Source organism: Stenotrophomonas sp. HMWF023 (genome assembly GCF_003060985.1).
GTDB lineage: Bacteria > Pseudomonadota > Gammaproteobacteria > Xanthomonadales > Xanthomonadaceae > Stenotrophomonas > Stenotrophomonas lactitubi.
In genome coordinates, this window is sequence record NZ_QAIJ01000101.1 from 44,785 (window position 1) to 53,128 (window position 8,344).

The following is an 8,344-nucleotide window of genomic DNA, read 5'->3' on the forward strand; positions in this document are numbered from 1 at the left end:
TGACAGCGATGAACGCCCTCGCACACTCTTCACATGATGGGTCGCCCTGCGCGGCCCGGACAGGCAGGTTGTCACGCACGGGAGGAGGGTCCCGCGCGCAGACCGGCCCGTCCTCTGGCCTGCAAGGCGTTGCCCGGCAACGCATACGCGGCATGACGCTGCACCCTCCGGCGGCACTTTCCCTGGACCGATTGCCTTGGCAACGGAATTACGCCCGCCGATGAAAACGTTTACAAAGCCGCTCGCCCTGTCCCTGGCCCTGTCTGCCGCACTGGCCACCCCGGCCTGGGCCGACTCCGCCGCCTTCACCGTGCTGACCCTGGAACAGGCGCCGACAGCGGACGCGATGCCGGCCCTGGCCGCCCAGTTGAAGATCCTGCAGGTGGATGCGGTCAGCGTTCGCCAGGTACAGCGCGGCATCGGCCAGGTCGATCCGCTGCAGCTGCTGGCCGATGGCCTGGGCTACCAGTACCGCTTCATCGCCGCCGGCAAGGACGATGGCCAGACCCAGCAGGGCCAGGCCGTGTTGACCCGGCTGCCGATCGCCGCCGAATCCGGCCCGGACCAGCCGGGCCTGAACTACCTGCGCCTGGATGACGGCCGCCATGCGGTGGCGGTCTACACCGATGCTGGCGCCGGTGCTGCGCAGTTGCCGGCGCTGGTGTCGCGGTCGCGGCTCGGCGCACCGGCAGTGCTGCTCGGCGCGGTGGCCGGTGAATCGGCCAAGGCCGCCGGCTTCGATCCGGCACGCGTGGCCCTGGAAGCCGATGCCAGCTATTTCAGCGATGGTTTCCAGGCTGCCAGCAGTGCGCAGTTCAAGGTGGAAGGCAGCACGCTGCGTGCGACCCTGCTGACCCTGGCCTATGCCGCCGACAAGGGCGGCGAGCAGCCGTGGATGGACACCACGCTCACCGCTGATGCGCGCGCCGCGCTGCTGCTGAAGGCGATGACCGAGGACGAGAAGTTCCAGATGCTGCACAGCTACTTCGGGCTGGGCAAGGACGGCGGCAAGCTGCCGGAAGGTGCGGTGGGCTCGGCCGGTTTCGTACCGGGCGTGGCGCGCTTGGGCATTCCGTCGCAGCAGTCGGCCGATGCCGGCGTGGGCGTGACCAATCCGGGCGGTATCCGCCCGGGTGATTTCGCCACGGCGATGCCGTCGGGCCCGTCCACGGCGTCCACCTGGAACCGTGGTGTTGCCTTTGCCGGTGGCGCAACGATGGGTCGCGAAGCCTGGCAGCAGCGCTTCAACATCCTGCTGTCCGGCAGCGTCAACCTGCAGCGTGACCCGCGCAACGGCCGCAACTTCGAATACGCCGGTGAAGACCCGCTGCTGGCCGGTTCGATGGTCGGCGCAGTGATCCAGGGCGTGCAGAGCCAGCACGTGATCTCCTCGATGAAGCACTTCGCGCTGAACGACATGGAGACCCGCCGCAACTTCCACGACGTGCGCATTGGCGAGCAGGCCATGCACGAATCGGACCTGCTGGCGTTCGAGATCGCGCTGGAAGCTGGCCGTCCGGGCGTGGCGATGTGCTCGTACAACAAGATCAACGGCACCTACGGCTGCGAAAACGGCTACCTGATGAACCAGGTGCTGAAGCAGGAGTGGAAATTCCCCGGTTTCGTGATGTCCGACTGGGGCGGCGTGCACAGCGGTTCGAAGGCGGCGCTGGCCGGCCTGGACCAGCAGTCGGCCGGTGAAGTGTTCGATGCGGCGGTGTTCTTCGATGAGCCGTTGCGCTTGGCGGTGCACGGCGGCGTGGTGCCGCAGGCACGCCTGAACGACATGGTGGCGCGCATCCTGCGCACGATGTTCCTGCACGGCAACTTCGACAACCCGCCGCAGCACCAGAAGGTCGACGCCGAAGCCGGTTTCGCCGTGGCCCAGCGCACGGTGGAAGAAGGCAGCGTGCTGCTGCGCAATGAAGGCAGCCTGCTGCCGCTGGCCGACAATGCCAAGCGCATCGTCATCATCGGTGGCCATGCCGACAAGGGCGTGATCGGTGGCGGTGGTTCGTCGATGGTGGGCGTCACTGCCAAGGGCACCAACGCGGTGCCCGGCGTGCTGCCGACCACCTGGCCGGGCCCGGTGATCTTCCACCCATCCTCGCCGCTGGAATCGCTGCGTGCCGCGCGTCCGGATGCCACCATCACCTATGTGGACGGCACCAATGCTGCCGCTGCGGCCAAGGCCGCCGCACAGGCGGATGTGGCCATCGTGTTCGCGACCCAGTGGGCCGCCGAATCGGTGGACCTGCCCGACATGCAGTTGCCGGACAACCAGGACGCACTGATTTCGGCGGTGGCCAAGGCCAACCCGAAAACCGTGCTGGTGCTGGAGACCAACGGTCCGGTGCGCACGCCGTGGCTGGCGCAGGTGCCGGCGGTGCTGCAGGCCTGGTACCCGGGCATCCGTGGCGGTGAAGGCATTGCCGCACTGCTGACCGGCCAGGCCAATCCGTCCGGCCGCCTGCCGGTGACCTGGGTGGTGGACGAATCGCAGCTGCCGCGCCCGCACATCGATGGCCTCGGCTTCAAGCCGGCCAAGCCGTTCGGCGATGTGTTCGATTTCGATATCGAAGGCGCCAACGTCGGCTACAAGTGGATGGCGGCCAAGGGCCTGACCCCGACCTTCGCGTTCGGCCACGGCCTGTCCTACACCTCGTTCGCCTATGAAAACCTGAAGGTGAGCGTGGAAGGTTCGCGCCTGGTCGCCAGCGTGGATATCCGCAATACCGGCAAGCGCGCCGGTGCCGACGTCGCCCAGCTGTACCTGAAGCTGCCGGCCGGCAGCACCACGCCGATCCGCCTGATCGGCTACGACAAGGTCGAGCTGCAGCCGGGCGAGCAGCGCCGCATCCGTATCGAAGCCGAGCCGAAGACACTGGCCCACTACGATGCGCAGGCCCGCCAGTGGAAGATCGAGGGCGGCACCTACCAGGTGCAGCTGTCGCGCAATGCTGCCGAGCCGTTGCAGACGGTGGACGTGCAGCTGGTGGAGCAGGTGCTGCGCTGATACGGCGGGTTGTTGATGCTTGAAGACACGGCCCCGCAAGGGGCCGTGTCTGTTTACGGGGTGCCGCTGCGCTCGCCGGGCCATGCCCGGCGGACGGGGGATTCAGCCGGCGTCGTCACCAAACCACACGCGCAGGAAATCGATCAGCTGCCGCACCTTGGGCGACGGTTGCGTGCTGTGCGGGTACACCGCGTACACGCTCTGCTGCGGGAATCGGTGTTGGCGCAGAACGGGCCGCAGGCGGTCATGGGCGAGATCGTCTTCGATCAGCCAGCGTGGCAGCACGGTGACGCCTGCACCGGCCAGGGCAAACGCACGCAGGCTGCTGGCCCCATCCACGCGTACCACCGCGTTGCCCGGGTTGGTGGCGAACAGGGCATCGCTGCCATCCGGCGCCACCACCGGCACATCGGCCAGGCGCGGATAGCCAAGGCGGGGCAGGGTACCCAGCAGTACGGGGTCATCGACAGCATCGGCGGATGGCAGGCGGGCCAACAAAGCGGGCGCGGCGACGGCACACAACGGATGCCGCTCCAGCTCGCTGGCATGCAGTCCCGAGTCCGGCAGGCGGCCGAGGCGGATCGCCAGATCGAAGCGTTCGGGAATCAGGTCGGCCGGAGCCGGCGAGGTCGACAGATGCAGCACCAGCGCTGGATGCTGCGTGCGGAAGGCTTCCAGCGCCGGAATCAGCCGCAGCTGTGCGTACTCCGGGGTGGTGGTCAGGCGCAGCATACCCTGCAGCTGATGCTGGTCGCGGCGTGCGGCATCGATCGCCGCCTGTGCGGCATCCAGCGCCTGCACGCAGTGCTGCAGGAACTGTTCGCCAGCCTCGGTCAGTGCAAGGTGGCGGGTACTGCGCAAGAGCAGGGTCACGCCCAGTTCCTGCTCCAGCCGCTTCAGGTTGAAGCTGACCACCGCACGGCTCAGGCCAAGGCGCTCGGCGGCGGCGGTCAGGCTGCCGGCCTCGACCACGGCACGGAAAATATCGAAGCGATCGAGGCTGACCATGGTGGCTTATTGTCAAAATAGATTTGACAGTGTTGCAGCTGTCGTCGTGTTTTTCCAACAACGCCGGTGCGCCATGCTGGCGCCTTTGTTGCTGGAGCCTGCTGATGCCTTCCCCGCGCCTGCGCCATGAGGCGATCTTCCTGCTGGTGTTCGCCCTGGACCTGGTCAACATGTTCATCGCCACGGTGGCCTATCCGGCGCTGGCGGCCGAGCTGCATGCGGACATCGCTACCCTGGCTTGGGTGGGTACGGCCTACATGCTGGGCCTGAGCGTGGTGATTCCGCTGGCGCCGTGGTTGGCCGCGCGCTGCGGTGAGCGTCGCCTGCTGCTGGTTGCCTTGTTGCTGTTCGCGGTGGCCGCGGGCCTGGCCGGCGCCGCGCCGTCCATGGGCTGGTTGCTGGGCTGGCGATTGCTGCAGGGGCTGGCCGGTGGTCTGCTGATTCCAGTGGCGCAGGCGGCGGCGTACCGGCAGTGCACGCCTGAACAACGCGGTGCGCTGACCCGGCGCATCCTGCTGGTGGCGTTGCTGGTGCCGGCACTGGCACCGGCCCTTGGCGGCCTGCTGGTGCAATGGTTGTCCTGGCGCGGCGTGCTGTGGGCCAGCCTGCCGCTGGCGGTGCTGGCGATCATCCTGGTGCAGGCGTGGATGCCGGCCGATGGTCGGCGCAGTGCGCCGCGCCTGCAGGGCTATGCGCTGACCACCGCGATGTCTGCGCTGGGCGCGTTGCTGCTGGCGCTGACCTGGCTGGGCGAGCCCGGCCATCGCTTCGCCGGTGCAGGGTTGCTGCTGCTGGCGACAGTGCTGGCCATCGTCCATCTGCGCCATGCGCGCCGGCAGCCGCAGCCGCTGCTGCGCTGGTCGCTGCTGTCACACAGTGGCCTGCGCATGGCGATGCTGGTGTATCTGGCAGTACCGGGGGTATTCATCGGCAGCCAGTTGGCCAGTACCCTGCAGTTGAACCACGCCGGTTACAGCGCCGCGCAGATCGGCGCACTGATGCTGCCATGGGCGCTGGCCTCGGCACTGGCGATCACCGGCAGCCGGCGATTGCTGGCGCGCTTCGGGCCAGGCACGGTGCTGCGGCTGGGCATGGTCCTGCAGGCCAGCGGTCTGCTGTTGATGGCGCTGCAACCGCAGCCATCGTTCGTGCTGGCCGCCATGCTGTTCGCCTTGATGGGTGCCGGCGGCAGCCTGTGCAGCAGCACCGCGCAGACGCTGGCGTTCCATGGCGTGGACGCCGAGGCGCTGGGCGATGCCAGCGCGCTGTGGAACCTCAACCGCCAGCTCAGCTTCTGCCTGGGCACCGCCGCCATCGCCCTGCTGCTGGCCTTGGCCATGCAGTGGTGGCCGGCGCATGCCACCGGCGTGGCGCTGGGTCTGGCGGCTGTACTCACCCTGTTGCCATTGGCGCTGCTGCGCCGGTCGCAGCTGCATTTCCTTTCCACGACGGAGACTGTTTGATGGACATGACTACCGAACACGAAATCCACTTTCTGCACGACAAGCTGCAGGCCTGGTTCCGCGCGGAGATCGCGGCCGATGCGCTGGACGATTTGATGACGCATTTCTGCGTGGACTTCAGCATGGTCGGCATTGCCGGACGCAGACTGGACCGGCGTGCCGTACAGGCGTTGTTCGCGGGTGGCCACGGTGCACGACCTGGGTTGCAGATCGCCATCGAGGCTGTGCAGGCGGTGGACGCCCCGTCGCCGCTGGCGGTGCTGCGCTATCGCGAGGGACATGCCGTAGGCGAGGGAAAAACCACATGGCGGGAATCGCTGGCGGTGCTGCGGCAGGAAGACGGTCGCTGGCGTTGGCTGGCGCTGCATGAGGTAACGGTGGCGTGATGGATCCGCCGGGCATGACCCGGCGTACCGTGGTTGGTCGTGAACGGGCAGCGCCGGGCCATGCCCGGCGAGCGCAGCGGCAGCAGACCGCACATGTGCCATCAGTCCTGCCTGTAAACGCCGCAGAATGCAAAGCAGACACGCGCTTTGCCGGGTGCTACGGGAGTAGGCTGGGGCCTTTCCTGCCGGGAGGTGATATCCATGCGTGTGCGTGCCGTTGCTGTTGCCGTAGCCCTGAGCCTGTCCAGCACCGTGCTGGCGGCCGACACGCCGCCGATGACCCCGGACATCAGCGGAAAACCCTTCGTCGCTCCCGATGTGGGCCGCGACTACGACAAGCGCGTGGTGATGGTGCCGATGCGCGATGGCACCAGGCTGTATACGGTGATCGTGGTGCCCAAGGGCGCCCACAACGCGCCGATCCTGCTGACCCGCACACCGTACGACGCCGCCGGCCGCGCCAGCCGCAGTGACTCTCCGCGCATGCGCGATCTGCTGCCGCAGGGCGATGAAGTGTTCGTCGATGGCGGCTACATCCGCGTGTTCCAGGACATCCGTGGCAAGTTCGGTTCCGAGGGCGATTACGTGATGACCCGGCCGCTGCGCGGGCCGCTGAACGGTACCAAGGTCGATCATTCCACCGATGCGTGGGATACCATCGATTGGTTGGTCAAGCATGTGCCGGAGACCAACGGCAAGGTCGGCATGCTCGGTTCATCGTATGAAGGCTTCACCGTGGTGATGGCGCTGACCGATCCACACCCGGCACTGAAGGTGGCGGCACCACAGAGCCCGATGATCGATGGCTGGATGGGCGACGATTGGCTCAACTACGGCGCCTTCCGCCAGGTCAATTTCAACTACTTTGCGATGCAGACCGAGAAGCGCGGCAAGGGCACGCCGCTGCCGTCGCTGGGCTACGACGATTACAGCACCTTCCTGCGCATCGGCTCCGCCGGCGACTACGCGCGTTTCACCGGCGTGGACCAGCTGACCTGGTGGAAGAAGCTGGTGCAGCACCCTGCATACGATGCGTTCTGGCAGGGCCAGGCGCTGGACGCGGTGATGGCGAAGACGCCGCTGAAGGTGCCGACCATGTGGCTGCAGGGCCTGTGGGACCAAGAAGACATGTGGGGCGCCAACCATGCCTACCAGGCGATGGAAGGGCGCGATACCGGCAACACCCACAACTACCTGGTGATGGGGCCGTGGCGGCACAGCCAGGTGAACTATGACGGCAGCCAGCTGGGGGCGCTGAAGTTCGACGGCGATACCGCGCTGCAGTTCCGCCGCGATGTACTCAAGCCGTTCTTCGACCAGTACCTGGTGGACGGCGCGCCGAAGGCCGATACACCACCGGTGCTGGTCTACAACACCGGTGAAAACCACTGGGACCGCCTGCAGGGCTGGCCGCGCAGCTGCGAGAAGGCGTGCGCGGCAAACAGCAAGCCGCTGTACCTGCGTGCCGGTGGCAAGCTGGCGTTCCAGGCGCCGGCGGCGGGCGAGGGCGACTTCGAGGAATACGTGTCCGACCCGGCCAAGCCGGTGCCGTTCGTACCGCGCCCGGTGCGTTTCGGCGACCGTGACATGTGGACCACCTGGCTGGTCAAGGACCAGCGCTTCGTCGATGGCCGGCCTGATGTGCTGACCTTCATCACCGAGCCGTTGACCGCACCGCTGCGCATCGGTGGCACGCCGGTGGTGAACCTGCAGGCGTCCACCAGTGGCACCGACAGCGACTGGGTGGTGAAGCTGATCGACGTCTATCCGGACCAGGAGGCATCGACGCCGGAGATGGGCGGCTATGAGCTGCCGGTGTCGCTGGCGATCTTCCGTGGCCGTTACCGCGAGAGCTTCAGCGACCCCAAGGCGCTGGCGGCCAACCAGGTGCTGCCGTACCGCTTCGACCTGCCCAATGCCAACCACACCTTCCAGAAGGGCCATCGGGTGATGGTGCAGGTGCAGTCCAGCCTGTTCCCGCTGTACGACCGCAACCCGCAGACCTACGTGCCCAACATCTACCTGGCCAAGCCGGGTGATTACCAGAAGGCCACGCAGCGCGTGTGGCACAGCGCCGCGCAGGCCAGCTACATCGAACTGCCGGTGTATTGAGGCGGAGAGGGTGACGCCGGGCATGGCCGGCGTTACCTGGGGCGCGCGATGTCGGTAGCGCCGGGCCATGCCCGGCGGATGTGGTAGTGCCGGCCGCTGGCCGGCATCCGCGATGACGCGAAAGCGTGTCGACCAAGGTCGACACCTACCAGAGCAGATGGCTTCAGCCGACCTTCGAAGGGCGGGTGCGGCAGCGGCGGGGGTGGTAGTGCCGGCCACTGGCCGACATCCGCGATGACGCGAAAGCGTGTCGACCAAGGTCGACACCTACCAGAGCAGATGGGCTTCAGCCGACCTTCTAAGGGCGGGTGCGCCATCGGCGGGCGTGGTAGTGCCGGCTGATGGCCGGCATCCTCGAT

The 8,344-nt window shown here is 67.3% G+C and carries 5 protein-coding genes; 4 read left to right on the plus strand and 1 reads right to left on the minus strand.

Features of this window, described 5'->3' with window-relative positions; translation table 11 throughout:
* Positions 1-220: 220 nt before the first annotated feature.
* A complete protein-coding gene (locus tag DBR20_RS05370; RefSeq protein ID WP_108265461.1) occupies positions 221-3,016 on the plus strand; it encodes a glycoside hydrolase family 3 C-terminal domain-containing protein in 2,796 nt (931 codons plus the stop codon).
* A gap of 102 nt (positions 3,017-3,118) precedes the next feature.
* Here the strand turns inward: DBR20_RS05370 and DBR20_RS05375 are convergent, their stop codons facing one another.
* Positions 3,119-4,024 carry a LysR family transcriptional regulator gene (locus DBR20_RS05375; RefSeq protein ID WP_108265462.1) on the minus strand — a complete coding sequence of 302 codons (906 nt, stop codon included), beginning with the start codon at positions 4,022-4,024 and terminating at the stop codon, positions 3,119-3,121.
* Positions 4,025-4,128: 104 nt separating this feature from the next.
* On the opposite strand from DBR20_RS05375, the gene DBR20_RS05380 reads away from it, so the two are divergent.
* The 3 genes from DBR20_RS05380 (at position 4,129) to DBR20_RS05390 (ending at position 7,985) form a co-directional block, all read left to right on the plus strand.
* On the plus strand, positions 4,129-5,487 hold the full coding sequence (locus DBR20_RS05380; protein WP_108265463.1) for an MFS transporter: 1,359 nt from the start codon (positions 4,129-4,131) through the stop codon (positions 5,485-5,487).
* Entirely contained in the window at positions 5,487-5,873 is a 387-nt protein-coding gene (locus tag DBR20_RS05385) for a DUF4440 domain-containing protein (protein WP_108265464.1), read from the plus strand. Before DBR20_RS05380 ends, DBR20_RS05385 begins: the two co-directional genes overlap by 1 nt.
* Before the next feature lie 201 nt (positions 5,874-6,074).
* Complete coding sequence (locus tag DBR20_RS05390; RefSeq protein WP_108265465.1) at positions 6,075-7,985, plus strand: CocE/NonD family hydrolase; 1,911 nt, start codon at positions 6,075-6,077, stop codon at positions 7,983-7,985.
* The last annotated feature ends 359 nt before the right edge of the window (positions 7,986-8,344 follow it).

What these genes read in the sequence shown, in the direction of transcription:
- DBR20_RS05370 (WP_108265461.1), top strand. Translation starts at nt 221, where the DNA reads ATGAAAACGTTTACAAAGCCGCTCGCCCTGTCCCTGGCCCTGTCTGCC.
- DBR20_RS05375 (WP_108265462.1), bottom strand. Translation starts at nt 4,024, where the DNA reads ATGGTCAGCCTCGATCGCTTCGATATTTTCCGTGCCGTGGTCGAGGCC.
- DBR20_RS05380 (WP_108265463.1), top strand. Translation starts at nt 4,129, where the DNA reads ATGCCTTCCCCGCGCCTGCGCCATGAGGCGATCTTCCTGCTGGTGTTC.
- DBR20_RS05385 (WP_108265464.1), top strand. Translation starts at nt 5,487, where the DNA reads ATGGACATGACTACCGAACACGAAATCCACTTTCTGCACGACAAGCTG.
- DBR20_RS05390 (WP_108265465.1), top strand. Translation starts at nt 6,075, where the DNA reads ATGCGTGTGCGTGCCGTTGCTGTTGCCGTAGCCCTGAGCCTGTCCAGC.